Below are 14,556 nucleotides of genomic sequence, written 5' to 3' on the forward strand. Positions count from 1 at the left end.
TTTTCCTGTTTCCGGCCTTTGGATTAATGGCACAAAAAGATACTGTTTTTCTGGATCCTGTGACAGTGAAAGGTTTTACTCCCCACAAATATATGGCGGGGCTGAGGGTGCAGAAAATCGATTCATCCATTATTCAGCGGTTCAGGTTTCAGAATATTACAGAATTGCTTTTACAAAATAGCTCCCTCGCTTTCAGGAACTACGGGCCCGGACAGTTGAGTACCGTTGCCTTCAGAGGAACATCTTCGAATCACACCGCGGTACTCTGGAATGGCGTCAACATTAATTCCGCCAGCCTGGGGCAGACAGATTTTTCGACCATACCGGTGGCCGGTTTTGAACAGCTATCCGTTCTGTATGGTTCGGCGGCGAGCCTGGTTGGCTCAGATGCCGTGGGAGGGAGCATCCTGCTTGAAAGTGGCCCTGCTCCTTTATCCTATGGTTTTTCGGTTGGGCGCCGGCACGAGAGTTTCCGGAACAATCAGACCCAGTTATCAGGCCATTATTTTTCACATTTGAAAAGGGGATGGACTTTTGCGGGGAAAACAGCTGCATACAATTATCGTATGATGAATCGTTTTCCTTATTCAGAAAGGCAAAGTATACCGGTTTTACATTCCGAAACTTTTCAAAAAGGTATTGTACAGGACCTGATTTTTAAATCAGAAAAGGATCATGAGTTATCGGCACATATCTGGCTTACCGACAACAAGCTTACCCTGACGCCCGGAGATACCGCCGGTCGTGAGCTGACACGGACAACAGCTTACCGAGCCATGATCAGATACCACACCGGAGATTTTTCGTTCCGTACCTCCTGGGTGCGGGATGTTATTGATTATGGAAAAGGGAATTATGCGTTGCTTGATCACGCGGTTACCGACAGGCTTGCTGGCAGGGGAGAGTATGAATTCAGACGGAATATTGGTGATTCCGGTAATTATGTGAACGTACGTGCCGGAGGTGAATTCACCCATTACCTTGCGCGGATCGCCGGATACGAAAGGCCGTCCGTTTCTGAGAACCGCGGTGACGTATTTTTGCTGACCCGTTTGCAGGCGTCTTCCAGGTTGGCGGTGGCAGTAAACCTTCGGCAGGCTTTCATCACTAAATACAGTCCGCCGATTACTCCGTCCTTCGGAGGAGATTTTTTATTAATAAAACTGGCAGATTATACCCTGAAAGCGAGGGGTACCGTTTCCAGAAGTTACCGTGTACCTACCTTAAATGAACGGTACTGGAAAGCGCTGGGGAATCCCGACATCCGTCCAGAAACCGGCTGGAACAAGGAAGTAGGACTTGACGACAGGTATCTCATCAATGACCGCAATATTTTGACTACCTCCCTGACTGTTTACCATAACCGCGTCAGCAACTGGACTTACTGGAATCCGGCAAAAAATTACCGTGTTGAGAATCTGCAGCAGGTTCTGGCACGGGGTATTGAAGCACAGGCCAGCTGGACTTTGCAGGCGGTGGCATGGAGAACAAGCTTGCAGATGGGTTACGCATACACCAAAAGTACCCAGGAAAAGGCATATGATGCTTATTCTGCTGACGTCATTGGAAAGCAGCTGGTATTTGTGCCGATGCATAACGGAAATTTAAGCGCGTCCGTACAGTACAAAAAGACGAAAATTACCGGTCAGTTGCAGGCTATCAGCAGGCGGTACACTACTTTTGATCATTTGAGGTCACTGGATGGTTATGGCTTGGTGAATCTTTCAGCAGAAACTACTTTTACAACCAGGCAAATACATTTTATGGTACAAGGGCAGGTTAATAATCTTCTGGATACGTTTTATCTTAATGTCCGTAACAATGCCATGCCCGGAAGAAGTTTTGCCCTGAGCCTCGTGGTGTCATTTAAAGGAAATGCAGTCAAAAAAATATGATTAATGCGCCGGAGATCGTGCTGGCTTTACAATTTTACCAATCTTTTAAGAACAATGAAAAAACAATTATTCAGGATTTTAACAGCAACAGCGGTATCTCTTACAGTGTGGTCATGTAACCAAAGTGATCCAGCGCCCAAGGGGGACTATGCTCAGGGGGTGTTTGTGATAAATGAAGGTAATTTTACCCAAAACAACGGCAGTATTTCTTATTTCTCAAGAGAAGGGGGGCCGGCAGATGACGATATTTTTAAGGCAGTTAACGGTTTGGAATTAAAAGGAGGTGTTCAGGGTTATGCCGTGGCAGGCAATAATGGGCTCATTCTGGTTGACAACTCGGCGGCAGGTTTGGACAAAGTGGAAATTGTGGAGGCTAATACGTTTAAAAAAGTGGCTACAATAGGAACACCGGATATAGAAAATCCCCGCAGAGTAATAGCAATCAGCAGTGCCAAGGCATATGTATCATGCTGGGGAACAAATGCCGATTATACCTATCGTACGGGATATGTGGCTGTGATTGATTTAGCTACCAACAAGGTTATTAAAAAAATTGATATTCTGGGCGGTCCCGAAAATATGGTACTTCACGAGGGTAAAGTTTTTGTAGGAACAGTTTCTTATGGCGGAGGTAAGGCACTTAACGTAATCAATACCAGTTCGGATCAGATCGTGAAAACCATATCCACTCCAGGTGGAGCGCCGTCACCCATCGGGATTGACGCTAACGGGAAGTTATGGGTTGGGGCAGGAATTGAGGCCAGCAAAATTGACCCGGTTACCTATGCTGTGGAAACTACTTTAAAGATAGGAGAGAATGCGACAAAATCTGCCGGTAATTTTGTGTTTGGAACTGACAAGAAGACGATTTTCTTTGTTCTTTCTTATTATGATGCTAACTATGTAACGCATGGCGAAACATATAAATTCGGAATTGCGGATACGAAGATCAGCCTCACTACACCTTTGATCAAACGTGTTTTTACCGGTCTTGCTGTAGATCCTTCGCAGGGGCTGATTTATGCGGGCGTTACGCCATCTTATGCGCAGGCGGGATATGCAGTTCGTTACCGGACAGACGGTTCTGTGGTTGATTCCATCAAAGTGGGTATTGCTCCAACCGGATTTTTCTTCAAATAGGAAGCGGAATAAATTCCAATACTGATCATAAAAAAATGGGCCTCGAAGCCCATTTTTTTATGATATTTTATGCTCTTCCTATTTAAAGAAACCCTGGGGGTCAGGCATTTTTGATTTGAGAAGCTCTACAAACTCAAAGTTCAGCTGAGCAAAATCCAGAGAACGGCCTTTGTGTAAATGTTCCCAGGACTTTTCAAATTCATTCAGATTAAAATGTAACAAAGCCAGGTTATACTGGCCAAGGGCGTATGTAGAATCCTGGGTAATGGCACGAGTCAATAACGTTTTTGCTTCTTCCAGTTCTTCGGGACGGTTGGTAATGGCAAAAAGTTTAAGATCCACCGTAGACAAATCCACGAGCAGCGGTACATTGTTTCCCTGTATATTAAGACCTCTGCTCAGCATATCCTTTGCCTGTACCCAATCTTCCCGCTGATAAGATACTACACCCAGGCCCCAGTAAGCATCAACATTTTTGTCGTTCAGCAAATGGGCCAGGTTAAAACGGTAACATGCGGTGTCCAAAGATCCTTCCTGCAGATATTCCCATGCTCTTGCGGTGAAAAAATTGCTCGCTTCCTCCCGGGACGAGAACGATTTGTCACATTCACTCAGGAAACGGATTTCTTCATCAATTTGCTCGGAACTCTTACTGCCTTCTCCATAAAGGGGTAAAATGCGTTTTTCTTTAAGCTCAAGAGGGCGTTTTTGCGAAATATTAGTGTCAGAGGCAGGTCCGGCACTTGCTAAATGAGTGTTTTGTGCTAAGCTCAAAACAGGCATTAAAGTAGTGAACCAGATAACAACAGATTTTTTCATAAAATACTCAAATAGAGAACAGGTTTCTATTGTCCAAATTAAACGGAATTATTGAAAATGTATTGTATTATCTTCTTTTACTTCGTCCGGAGCTGTTTCTTTTAGAGTGTTGTGCTTTTACGGAGGATTTTACAGGCGGCCTGAAAGTCTTTTTCTTTTCATGAAAAGCCCCCAAAAATGTAGGATCTTCTCTTCGTCGCTGGTTATCTATTTCGCGGAGCATTTCCTGTTGTTCTTCTTTGGGAGTGGGAAGGATTTCCAGTTCTTCGGGAAGGTCGGTCCGGGGAATTTCCATCCTGATGATCTTCTCAATCTTCCGGATGTGATATTCATCGGCCATGGTCATGAAGGTAATAGCCTGCCCGACGTGGTTTGCACGCCCGGTCCTTCCGATCCGGTGCACATAGTCTTCGTAGATCAGCGGCACATCGAAATTAATGACATGACTTACCTCGGTAACATCAATGCCCCGTGAGGCAACGTCGGTTGCCACCATCACTCTCACTGAACCCTCCCGAAAGGCATCCATGGCATTTGTACGGGTATTTTGTCCCTTGTTGGCATGAATCACGCGTATCTCTTCCTCAGGAACTACTTTTCGGAGCAGATATTTGTATACGTTCCCGGCTACTTCCCTGCTTCTGGTGAAGATCAGCACACGTCTGAAAACTTCCGTATCTTCCAGCAGTAGGGTCAGCAGGTTCACCTTGGTCCTGAAATTAGGAAGTTCGTATAACACCTGTTCCACCATCTCGGCAGTTGTGGCCTGCTGGGTTACTTCCACCCGGGTAGGGAATTCAAGGAATTCGTAGGAAAGCCTCTCTACTTTATCTGCAAAAGTGGCCGAAAAAAGTAAATTCTGACGTTTTCGGGGCAATACCTCCAAAAGCCGGCGTATCTGCGGCATGAAACCCATGTCCATCATTTTGTCAGCTTCATCCAGCACCAGGGTAGTCAGTTGTTTTAGAATCACGTCCTCTTTGAGGTACAGGTCCATCAGCCTGCCAGGCGTGGCCACTATGATATCCACACCTTGATGGATGGCTTCGATCTGGGATTTGGGCCCCAGGCCACCGTAAAGAGCAACGGTTCGCAGGTCGGTATATTTGCTAAGCTGGTTAATGGAGCCGGCAATCTGCATCACCAGCTCCCGGGTGGGGGCCAGTATCAGTGCCCTTGCATGCTGGCCCTGGGCATATTTTATCTTCATCAGAATAGGCAATACATACGCGGCTGTTTTACCGGTTCCTGTTTGTGCTATTCCGAGTACATCGTGGCCTGCCATGGCCATGGGTATGGCTTGTTCCTGTACAGGGGTTGGCTGGGTGTAACCGGCATCCTCAATCGCATTGAGTAATTGCCGGTTAAGTTTAAATTGTTCGAAGGAGTTCAACGTCTCTTGCATCCTGCAAAGGTACGAAAACTAAATCAGTCGGTATCCATTATGCTTTTACAGCCTCCTGAACCATAAGCCGGGAGCCTATAAATAGAGGTGACCGTTGGTGGAATGTTGTTGGAACAATGTCAAGAATGCTGCCAAACCCGTCGCTCGCTCCTCCGCCCGATTGTTCTGAAATAAAGGCGAGAGGATAACATTCGTAGATCAGCCTGAGTTTTCCCCTGAGGTCTTTTTTGGTGGAAGGGTAAAGATATATACCCCCTTTGAGCAGATTTCTATGAAAATCGCTCACCAGGGAGCCGATGTACCTTGCGCTGAACTCGTTTTTCTTGCAGTGGACAATATAGTCCTGAACGGATTGGAGGTAACTGTTATAATGTCCCTCGTTTACGGAAAAAGTGGTTCCGTTGGCGGGTGAGCAAATGTTTTTATGTGATAGTATAAATTCTCCGAGAGACTGGTCCAGGGTAAAGCCGTTCACACCGTTGCCGGTAGAGTACACCAGCATAGTGGAAGAGCCGTACAAGATATAACCGGCCGCCACCTGTTTACGGCCACCTTGCAGGAAATCTTCGCGGGTAGCCGGTGCGCCCATGGGAGAAACCCGGCGGTAAATGGAAAAGATGGTACCGATGGATACCCCCACATCTATATTGGAAGAACCGTCCAGCGGATCCATGGCTACTACATACTTACCTTGGTTATTGCCTGTATGAATAATTTCTTCCTCTTCTTCTGATAAAATAGCACAGGCCTCACCACCGTTTTTGAGTGCACGTATAAAACGTATGTTGGCAATGATATCCAGTTTCTGCTGGTTTTCGCCCTGTACATTTTCAGTCCCGTTTCCTCCGGCGATATCCACCAGGCCCGCTCGGTTAATTTCCCTGTTAATGATTTTACCGGCCAGTGCTATATCCCTGAGCAACTGGGAAAGCTCTCCCGTAGCATACGGGAATGTACTTTGGTTTCCCATGATGAATCGGTCGAGCGTAACGCCAACGGGCAGTGCAAGTTCCTGAACAGTTTTAGAAATCATAACATTGAGTTTTAGGTTTTTTATGCTAATCGTTAAGGAAGTTAAGGCTTCCTTTTGCATATTTCAAAACGATTGATAACATAAATATTTTTGCCCTGAAAAGATCGAATTTGCTCAATATTAAGTAATTGGCAGGATAGGGGTGCTGCGGTTAAATCTTCGTCTGCGAGTGTTTTACTTCTTTTTTAATCCTGCCCTTTCCGGAGATGTAATAATACACCTCTGATTTCGGAATAGGAAAAATCGTCGCCCAGAGCAGTCTTTGCTTCACTCAAAGAAATGCTGCGGCCGGTAGTAAAGAAATCGGTGATCTGGCTGACTTTTTCGGCAGGATACAGCTCACGAATGTCCAGCTCATCGATGGCGATATAATGATGCAGGTGCGATTCGATCGTGGAGACACTTAATCCGCGGTCTTCTGCGATTTTTTCCAGCGGAACTCCCTCTCTGAACATCTCAAGGCTCACGGCTTTGGTATCAGGTTTTGCTTTTTTCACCGGGGCAATCACCGTTTGCTGTCGTTCTATACCATTTTCTTCACAATAAGTATTAATCATATCCAGCACCTGGCTGCCATACTGACGTACTTTTGTCTTGCCAATGCCTTTGATACTTTCCAGTTCTGCGGGGGTAGAGGGCAGTTTCTCGGTCAGTTCCTTAATGGCTTTCTGGGGCATGACGATGTACACCGGCACATTTTTCTGATCGGCTACCTGGTCTCTCCACTCTTTGATGGTTTTATATAAATCGTTGTGAAGTAAGCCTTTGCCGGTAGTTGTGGGTGCTTTTTGCGAGGTTTTAACTTTCAGTTTAAATTCAATATCGGCGTTGGCTTTCACGCGCAGGTATTGGGCAGTATTAAAATTTTCCTTAGCGGTAATCAGCGTTTCATGTTTCAGAAAAACACTTTTCTGAAAGTTTTCAAATGCTTCAAGAATAAGTTTCCTGACCGCCTGGTTGTCGGTATCCAGATTCATTTCTGTTGCGAGTGAGGTAAGCAGATCCGTTTTTTCAAGAAAGTAGGCACTTGCTTTTTGAATCCGTACCTGGGCATCACTGTTTTCTTCAGGCAACCCTCCTGAGAGAAACAGCTGTGATAACTGGGACCTGAATTTTTGAGCTACCGTCTGAATGGAAGTCTGGCTTATTTCCAGGAGTTGCTTGGATACCCTGATGGTTTCGGCATCCAGAATGCCGGTATTGCCTGAGAGAACCCTGTCCAGCTGAAACAGGTTTCGGTGAAGAGCGGAAAAGTCGAAAAGCTCATAAATAAGGGATTGTTGAAAGCTGATTTTTTCACTTTCAAGCCGTTGACTGTCCGGTTGATTTTTGCTTACTTCTTTGGTATAAACAGATATGGCGCCGTCTGTAATCACACTTCTCTCCCCGATCGGACTTCTCAGTACCATACCTTCATAACTTTTGCAGCGGCTGAGTGCTACATAAACCTGTCCGTGAGCAAAGGAAAGTTTTGCGTCGATAATTGCTTTTTCAAATGTAAGTCCCTGGCTTTTATGAATCGTGATTGCCCAGGCAAGTTTCAGCGGAAACTGTGTAAAACTGCCTATGACCTGCTCGTCAATTTCCTTTGTCTCCTGGTTCAGTACATATTTTACATTCGTCCATTCTTCCGGTTTTACGGGTATCTCAGCGTATTCACCTTTACATTTTACATAAATGGTGCCGCTATCTATTCTTGATACGAAACCAATTTTACCATTATAAAAAAGCTTGTCTCTCGATGAGTCATTTTTGACAAACATGACCTGTGCTCCGGTTTTCAGGCTCAGATCATAATTGGTAGGGTAGCTGTATTCAGGGAAATCACCATCGGTTTTTGCTTCGAAATACTCAGGTTCACCGGGTAGTGTTTTTAATTTGGTATGGTTTATTTCCTGCGCGGTGGAGTTGTGCGTCGTCAGCGTGATGTAACCTTCATCATCCGCGGGGACAAAATCCGGAAGGTATCTCTGGTTCAGATAGGCCAGGGTATCCGCATCCAGCCGGTTCTCGCGGATATGGTTGAGCAGATCGATAAACCTGTCGTCCGACTGGCGGTAGATATGCGTGAGTTCTATCCTGACAGGATCGGACTTTTGCAGGGCATGGCTGCTGAAAAAGAAAATCGTATCGTAATGTTCTTTCAGCATGCTCCATTCCTCGTCCTTAATAACCGGCGACAACTGGTGCAGATCCCCGATCATCAGCAACTGTACCCCGCCAAAGGGCTTTTCACGGTCTTTGTATCGTCGGAGTACCTCATCGATTCCATCCAGCATATCAGCTCTCACCATACTGATCTCATCAATCACCAGCAGATCCAGGCTTTTGATCAGGTTAATCTTTTCGCGGCTGAATTTCTGGTATTGCTGGGCAGACAAAAAGCTGCCCGGAATGTGCGGCCCGAAGGGCAGCTGGAAAAAGGAATGGATGGTGACCCCTCCGGCATTGATTGCGGCAACGCCTGTTGGGGCTACAATCGCCATGCGTTTGTGGAGTGTTTTTTTTAGATTATGCAGAAACGTTGTTTTGCCCGTTCCCGCCTTACCGGTCAGGAAAATATTCTTGTTGGTGAAATGTACAAATTCGGCAGCTAGTGCTAGTGTGGTGTTAGGTATCATGGCCGTGTCTCCTTAGGGTATTCAAAAGGTACTATAAAATTAGATTTTTTCTCAATCTAACCACTCATTAAGTCCGGATATCTGGAGGGTGTCACCGCATTTTGTATATACCAATGCGGGCACGTTATTGTTTTTTTATTGAATTTTTGTTTCATAAAATTCAATAATTGTTTAATATTGTTGAAATAATAATCGAAAATGATAAGAAACCTGCCGCATAAATGTCCGAGCTGTGAAGCAAGATTAAAGGTTTCAGCACTCACCTGCGAGGTTTGCGAAACCGTTGTGTCAGGCAGGTTTGAACTCCCACAGCTTGCCCAGCTCACCCGAAATGAACAGGAGTTTATCCTGGATTTTGTACGAAGTAGCGGAAGTTTAAAAGAAATGGCTCAAAAGCTGGGGCTCAGTTATCCTACTGTGCGGAATTTACTCGATGATATCATCATAAAATTAAACACGAATGAATAATACCCAACCCATCAACCGGACCCGCTGGTTATTTAATCCTTTCATATACCTGGGTGGAGAAATCGCCCTTCTGACGGGAATTTTCGGGATGTTTATCACTTCTGTTGTGGCATATTTCAGCCATGCGCACTTAGACGGTGTGCTGGATCTGCATATTGGAACACCGTCTTCTTATTGGGTTTTCGCGGCCGAAAGCATGATGGACTGGGCGGCGGTTGTGGTTGTTTTTTATCCTTTGAGCCTGGTACTATCCAAATCAAAAATACGGCTGATAGACATTGCCGGAACCATGGCACTGGCCAGGCTCCCGATGTTTTTCGGAGTTGTTATTGCGTTTTTGCCTCCCTTGCAGGGATTACCAGGCGGGCAGATCAGCACACTGGCCATTGCCTGCTCTTTCCTGATTCTGATACCGGTGATCTGGCTGGTCACCCTGATGTACCATGCCTTCACAATTTCTGCCAACCTGAAAGGGAACCGGGCCGTATTCGGATTTATCGGCGGGCTGCTGGCTGCTGAAATTTTGTCCAAAGTATTGATCGGTTATCTGATCATTCTATACCTGTCATGAAAAAAATACTATTCAGCGTTATTGCGTTTTTGGGATCACTTACCCTTTTTGCCCAGAATATTTCCGGCGACTGGCAGGGAATACTTAAAGTACCCGGCGGCCAGCTGAGGCTGGTCATACACATCACGGGGGAAGGTGATGGTTATTCAGCAACTATGGACAGCCCGGACCAGAACGCCAAAGGTTTCCCGGTTTCCTCTATTTCCTGTAAGGATTCGGTGCTTACTTTTTCCATCAGTAACATCGGTGCAAGTTATACAGGCAAGCTTGGGAAGGACCATGTTTTTGTAGGAACTTTCAGTCAGGGCGGACAGCCTTTCCCACTGGACCTTACGCGCGGATCGGCAGAAAAGGACAAGCCACGCAGGCCGCAAACACCTTTCCCTCCGTTTCCTTACCTGAGCGAGCAGGTGAGGTTTGACAATAAAACAGCGGGCAACAGCCTGGCAGGTACCCTTACTATCCCTAAGGGTGAAGGCAAATTCCCAGCCGTTATTTTAATTTCGGGGAGCGGCGCACAAAACCGTGACGAGGAGATTTTTGAACACAAACCTTTTCTGGTCCTGGCGGATCACCTGACGCAAAACGGCATAGCAGTCCTTAGGTATGACGACAGGGGCGTGGGGGCTTCCACCGGGGATATCAGCCTTGCTACTTCCAAGGATTTTGCGTCAGACGTAAGGGCTGCACTGGCTTATCTGCAAACCAGAAAAGAAATTAATACCGATAAAATCGGGCTGATAGGGCACAGCGAAGGAGGGCTCATCGCACCCATGCTGGCGTCAAAATCCAGGGATATTGCATTTATCGTTTTGCTCGCGGGGCCTGGTTTACCAGGGGATGAGCTGTTGTTACTTCAGTCGCGGGTGATGGGCAAGACCGCTGGTGTTGGTACCGAACAGCTGGAAAGTGCCGGCAAGTTATACCGGAAAGCGTATGATATCGTGAAACAGAATCAGGAACCTGAGCCAGGAAAGGCCCCGTTAAAAGTGCACTTTGAAGAATTCTTTTTTCACTCAAAACAATTTGCAGATGCCAGCCAGAAGGCGGCATATATCAATCAGCAGGTGATACTGCTGACTTCGCCCTGGATGAATTTCTTTATACAATATGATCCGGTGCCTGCGCTCGAAAATGTAAAATGTCCGGTGCTGGCTCTGAACGGAGAGAAAGATGTGCAGGTGCCTCCAAAGGAAAATCTTCCGGCTATTAAAACTGCGCTGCTAAAAGCAGGAAACAAGGATTTTGAAGTTAAAGAACTACCCGGCCTGAACCATCTTTTTCAGGAAGCGGGCACGGGGCTGCCTTCCGAATATGGCATCATTGAACAAACCTTTTCACCCATTGCTTTAAAAGAAATCACATCCTGGATTACCATTCACACCCGATAGCGTTATGTTATACATTGCAGCTTTTCTTTCGGTTATTTTTATTTCGGTTGGCTTCATTATTACTCCGAAAAATGCGAGATATATATTATCCGGATACAATACCATGTCGGAGACGGAACGGGCAAAGGTTGATATAACATTCTATCTTCGGCTTTTTCGCAGGTTTCATATTTTTCTCGGCATATCCTTATTTGCTGTTACTGCCGCACTGACAGTGATAAACAATAATATCGCCAGTATGTTCATGGTCACTTATCCGGTGCTGGCCTATATATATCTGGTTGTCAAAAGCAAGGTACTTTATGCTGGCAGGAACAAAGCGGGTACTTACGTGGGCGTATTCGTTTTACTGATTGTAGCTGCTGTCATTGGTGTTTCATTTGCTGATTTTAAAAGCAGCGAACTTGTGATAACCACTGATAGACTGGAGATTGAAGGCACCTTTGGAACAAGTGTACCTCGGGAAAAAATTGATTCCGTTCTGTTGGTACCTGCATTGCCGACTATTTCTTACAAGACATACGGCTTTGCGGCGGGGGATTATGCAAAAGGGGACTTCCGTACCAAAGACCGCAGAACGGTAAAACTGTATGTCAATAAAAAGATAAGCCCTTCTATTTTGCTGAAAACCAGCTCGGGAGATATTTATTATAACTCCGACAAGCTTGATATGCCTGCGCTTTACAATAAAATAATACAGTGGAAAGGTAAGTAATTGGTATTTTTAGTATCCTTTTGGTACCAAACCTTTCATGCACATGCGAGCCGCCTCACTGCTTCTGCTTATTCTTTTTCAAAGCTTTATTCCTCAAAAAGCAGCTGGCCAGGAGGCAAAGCTGCTCAATACTTTTCAGGTTAAGGAAGCAAAACAGGCCGTGGCCGTAGATAAGACTCATTTCTACGTAATCAACAACAGTACCATCCGTAAGTATGAGAAAGTTTCGGGCAAACTTGTTGCGGAGTGGGATGGAACTTCGGAAGGTATTAAACACCTGAACAGCGGAGTGGTGATCCGCGGCAGGCTGTATTGTGCAAACTCCAACTATCCCGAAATTCCAATGACAAGTGCCGTTGAGATTTTTGATGTGCAATCCATGAATCACATTGGGAATCACAGTTTTGGTATTGCGCAGCATGGCTCACTTACCTGGATCGATCAGAAGGACGGTTTCTGGTACATCGGTTTTGCGCATTACGCTGGCAAGGAATCCAGCGAGGGAAAGGATGTGCGGTGGACAACCTTGGTGAAATACAACCTGGACTGGCAGCAGCAGGAAGCATGGGTATTTCCAAGGAAGATCATCGAACTTTTCACTCCCAAAAGTAATTCGGGCGGTGCATGGGGAGCGGATAATGTGCTTTACTGTACCGGGCACGACAGAGAAGAGGTATATGCCCTGAAAATTCCCAGATCGGGTTATACCCTGGAGTATATCAGGACAATACCTGCGCCAATACAGGGCCAGGGAATTGCCATAGATGTTTCGGTAAAAGGAAAAACAATCCTGTACGGGATTAACCGGGCGCAGAACACCGTCACCGTTTCCGAAATCGAAGGGGAGAATCCCCGTTGAATTTGCTGCTTTTTACCTGCTAAACCTTTTGAAATGATAAACTTAAGATACCTGTACTTCTCCTTATGGCTTCTAGCGGTTGCTGTCCATCCCGGTTTCGGGCAAGCAAAAAACAAAACGCTCATTGTCTTTTTCGATGGCCTCAGACCCGACTATATTACCGCCGAACAAATGCCCAACCTCTTCGGATTCAGTAAAAAGGCCAGCAGAGGAAATCATCATCACAGCGTTTTCCCGACCGTAACCCGCGTAAATTCTGCCTCTTATGCCACGGGCTCTTATCCTGGCACACATGGGCTGCTGGGCAATTCGGTATACTTCCCGCAGATTGTTTCCAACAAAGCGATAGGCACTGGGATTGGTGACCTCACGAAAATCTCCAATAGTACATCGGGAAAGTTGCTGACTGCGGTTTCACTGGGGGAAGTGCTGCAAACGGCCGGAGAGCGCATGTTTGTGTACAGCTCGGGAACCACGGGACAGGCATTTCTCCAGAATCATAAAGTAGGCAAAGGAGCTATCATCAATCCCGACCTGGTATTGCCGGAAACCTTAAAAGCAGAGATTATCCGGGAAGCGGGGCCTATACCGGCGGACGATGAAACCCACGGCCATTTACGGCATCGATGGATTACGGATGCGCTTTTGAAATATACCCTGGACGACAATGGCCCGTTGGTGAGCGCGATTTGGTATTCGGACCCGGACGGTGCCGCACATGAGCATGGAATGGGTTCAGATGAGGCCGTTAAATCGATCAGATATGTAGACGGCCAGTTTGGGAGGATTCTGGAAAGCTTGAAAAACAAAGGTCTGGAAGATAAATTTAATATAATTATCTCTACCGACCATGGTTTCGTAACGCATGTAGGCAAACAAAGCGTGACCGATTTTTTGATTAAAAAAGGTTTTAAAAAGGACAAGGAATCCGATGACGTTGTGATTGCCGAAGGAGCCCTTTATGTGAAAAATCACGATAGAGAGGTTATTCAGAAAATCGTATCTGCACTTCAGGCAGAAGAATGGATCGGCGCGGTTTTTACCAAATCTGCCAAACCCGGAAACGACAAAGGATGGGTGCCGGGTACTATTTCCTTTGATGCGATCCACTATCATCATCCAGAGAGGTCAGGGGACATACTGGTGGCTATGAATTGGGACGACCGGAGAAATGAGAAGGGGTTTGCCGGTACGGATTATTCCGGAGGCGTGGCCGGGCATGGCGGATCGAGCCCCTATGAGATTAATATTGCCATGTTTGTTGCCGGGCCAGACTTTAAGGAAGGATTAAGTAATGAGCTGCCTACTTCCAATGTTGACATAACACCAACGATCCTGTCGGTATATCATCTTCCAAAACCTGCATCGATGGACGGAAGGGCCATTACCGAATTTCTTAGAACCGATAAATCGGGTACAAAAAAAGAGGGGAAAAAGCGTTGGATTAAAACAAGTGTAAATTACGACTGGGGGAAATACGAGTTACAGCTTGAGCAGACTATTTTAGGAAATTACAAATACGTGAACGCAACAAGGGTGACAAGAACGCTGAAAAAATAAAACAATAGGCGAGAATTCAGTATTTATACAGAATTCGGGTACAATTTTACAGGTATTTAAGGTTGAAAATTAATCCTCG

At 45.9% G+C, this 14,556-nt stretch carries 12 protein-coding genes; 8 read left to right on the forward strand and 4 right to left on the reverse strand.

What is annotated here, in order from left to right:
- Nucleotides 1-26: 26 nt before the first annotated feature.
- Nucleotides 27-1,895, forward strand: coding sequence for a TonB-dependent receptor plug domain-containing protein (locus tag KOE27_RS25145; RefSeq protein WP_229252949.1), 1,869 nt, complete (start codon nucleotides 27-29; stop codon nucleotides 1,893-1,895).
- 54 nt (nucleotides 1,896-1,949) lie between these two features.
- Nucleotides 1,950-3,035, forward strand: coding sequence for a YncE family protein (locus tag KOE27_RS25150; RefSeq protein ID WP_215241448.1), 1,086 nt, complete (start codon nucleotides 1,950-1,952; stop codon nucleotides 3,033-3,035).
- A gap of 78 nt (nucleotides 3,036-3,113) precedes the next feature.
- Here KOE27_RS25150 and KOE27_RS25155 read toward each other — a convergent pair whose 3' ends face one another.
- From KOE27_RS25155 to KOE27_RS29950, 4 genes are all read right to left on the reverse strand, one after another.
- Nucleotides 3,114-3,854: a tetratricopeptide repeat protein gene (locus KOE27_RS25155; protein WP_229252950.1), complete on the reverse strand. Its 741-nt coding sequence runs from the start codon at nucleotides 3,852-3,854 to the stop codon at nucleotides 3,114-3,116.
- A gap of 67 nt (nucleotides 3,855-3,921) precedes the next feature.
- Entirely contained in the window at nucleotides 3,922-5,259 is a 1,338-nt protein-coding gene (locus KOE27_RS25160) for a DEAD/DEAH box helicase (protein WP_215241449.1), read from the reverse strand.
- 37 nt (nucleotides 5,260-5,296) lie between these two features.
- Nucleotides 5,297-6,292 (reverse strand): class 1 fructose-bisphosphatase, encoded by a 996-nt coding sequence (gene fbp / locus KOE27_RS25165; RefSeq protein ID WP_215241450.1) that lies wholly within the window; start codon nucleotides 6,290-6,292, stop codon nucleotides 5,297-5,299.
- A gap of 185 nt (nucleotides 6,293-6,477) precedes the next feature.
- Entirely contained in the window at nucleotides 6,478-8,913 is a 2,436-nt protein-coding gene (locus tag KOE27_RS29950) for a helix-turn-helix domain-containing protein (RefSeq protein WP_215241451.1), read from the reverse strand.
- Between the two features lie 198 nt (nucleotides 8,914-9,111).
- Here KOE27_RS29950 and KOE27_RS25175 point away from each other — a divergent pair, with 198 nt between their 5' ends.
- Genes KOE27_RS25175 through KOE27_RS25200 form a run of 6 tightly spaced genes read left to right on the forward strand, consistent with a single transcriptional unit; the run spans nucleotide 9,112 to nucleotide 14,477 of the window.
- A complete protein-coding gene (locus tag KOE27_RS25175; RefSeq protein ID WP_215241452.1) occupies nucleotides 9,112-9,381 on the forward strand; it encodes a DUF2089 family protein in 270 nt (89 codons plus the stop codon).
- Nucleotides 9,374-9,952 (forward strand): hypothetical protein, encoded by a 579-nt coding sequence (locus KOE27_RS25180; RefSeq protein WP_215241453.1) that lies wholly within the window; start codon nucleotides 9,374-9,376, stop codon nucleotides 9,950-9,952. The genes KOE27_RS25175 and KOE27_RS25180 overlap by 8 nt, the downstream gene beginning before the upstream one ends.
- Nucleotides 9,949-11,343, forward strand: coding sequence for an alpha/beta hydrolase family protein (locus tag KOE27_RS25185; protein WP_215241454.1), 1,395 nt, complete (start codon nucleotides 9,949-9,951; stop codon nucleotides 11,341-11,343). Before KOE27_RS25180 ends, KOE27_RS25185 begins: the two co-directional genes overlap by 4 nt.
- A 4-nt stretch (nucleotides 11,344-11,347) precedes the next feature.
- On the forward strand, nucleotides 11,348-12,058 hold the full coding sequence (locus KOE27_RS25190; protein ID WP_215241455.1) for a DUF3784 domain-containing protein: 711 nt from the start codon (nucleotides 11,348-11,350) through the stop codon (nucleotides 12,056-12,058).
- Between the two features lie 43 nt (nucleotides 12,059-12,101).
- Nucleotides 12,102-12,917, forward strand: coding sequence for a hypothetical protein (locus KOE27_RS25195; protein WP_215241456.1), 816 nt, complete (start codon nucleotides 12,102-12,104; stop codon nucleotides 12,915-12,917).
- Between the two features lie 33 nt (nucleotides 12,918-12,950).
- Nucleotides 12,951-14,477, forward strand: a complete 1,527-nt coding sequence (locus KOE27_RS25200) for an alkaline phosphatase family protein (protein WP_215241457.1) — start codon at nucleotides 12,951-12,953, stop codon at nucleotides 14,475-14,477.
- Nucleotides 14,478-14,556 lie beyond the last annotated feature (79 nt).

The organism is Dyadobacter sp. CECT 9275 (assembly GCF_907164905.1).
GTDB classification, from domain to species: domain Bacteria; phylum Bacteroidota; class Bacteroidia; order Cytophagales; family Spirosomataceae; genus Dyadobacter; species Dyadobacter helix.